The sequence below is a fragment of the Paenibacillus sp. E194 genome, assembly GCF_000935845.1.
GTDB classification, from domain to species: Bacteria; Bacillota; Bacilli; order Paenibacillales; family Paenibacillaceae; genus Paenibacillus_B; species Paenibacillus_B alvei_B.
The window spans coordinates 1-1,069 of sequence record NZ_JMDX01000512.1 but is presented as its reverse complement, the minus strand read 5'-3'; the positions used below and the strand labels follow the sequence as shown (position 1 = coordinate 1,069).

1 pseudogene is annotated in these 1,069 nt (G+C 61.7%); it reads left to right on the top strand.

The window, feature by feature from the left end:
• A pseudogene (locus AZ66_RS29280) lies at positions 1-1,069 on the top strand (amino acid adenylation domain-containing protein); the annotation flags it as partial.

Sequence of the window (1,069 nt, the reverse complement as noted above, 5' to 3'; positions counted from 1 at the left end):
GGCGGCGGTGCTGTACCTCGACGACGAAGCGTCGTACAGCGAGGAGCGGGCGAATGCGCCGATTGGTTCCGGCATGGTCTCCGGCAAGCTGACGGATGCTGTGGATGACGGCGATGAGACCCATCCGAATGTTGGCATGGGCAGCTTCCATGAAGCCCGTCCGGAGGATCTGGCGTACGTGATCTACACGTCGGGAACGACGGGCAAGCCGAAGGGCGTGATGATCGAGCACCGCAGCCTGGTGAACACGGCGGCGGGCTACCGGCGGGAATACAGATTGGATCAGTTCCCAGTGCGGCTGCTACAGCTCGCAAGCTTCTCGTTTGACGTGTTCGTGGGAGATATTGCGCGGACGCTGTACAACGGAGGCACGATGGTGATTGTGCCGAAGGACGACCGGATCGATCCGTCTCGTCTGCACCATTGGATGAAGCGAGAGCGGGTCACCATCTTCGAATCAACGCCGGCGCTGATCGTGCCGTTCTTAGAGTACGTGCACGAGCAGGGGCTGGATATGAGCTGGATGGAGCTGTTGATCACGAGCTCGGACAGCTGCAGCGTGGCGGATTACCGGACCTTGCAGGAACGCTTCGGCTCGTTGTTCCGGATCATCAACGCATACGGCGTGACGGAAGCGGCGATCGACTCCAGCTTCTACGACGAGGAGCTGACGAAGCTGCCGCAGACAGGCCATGTGCCGATCGGAAAAGCGTGGCTGAATGCGAAATTCTACATCGTGGACGCGCATCTGAACCCGGTGCCGGTCGGGGTGCTGGGCGAGCTGGTCATCGGCGGAGTCGGCGTGGCGCGAGGGTACTTGAACCGTCCGGAGCTGACGGAAGAGAAGTTCGTAGACAGTCCGTTCGCCGCAGGCGAGCGGCTGTACCGCACGGGAGACTTGGCGCGGTGGATGGAGGACGGCAACGTGGACTTCATTGGCCGGATCGACAACCAGGCGAAAATCCGGGGCTACCGGATTGAGACGGGCGAGATCGAGTCGCAGCTGCTGACGGGTGGAAGGCGTGCGCGAAGCGGTGGTGCTGGTTCGAAGTGATGCGAACGGGCAGAA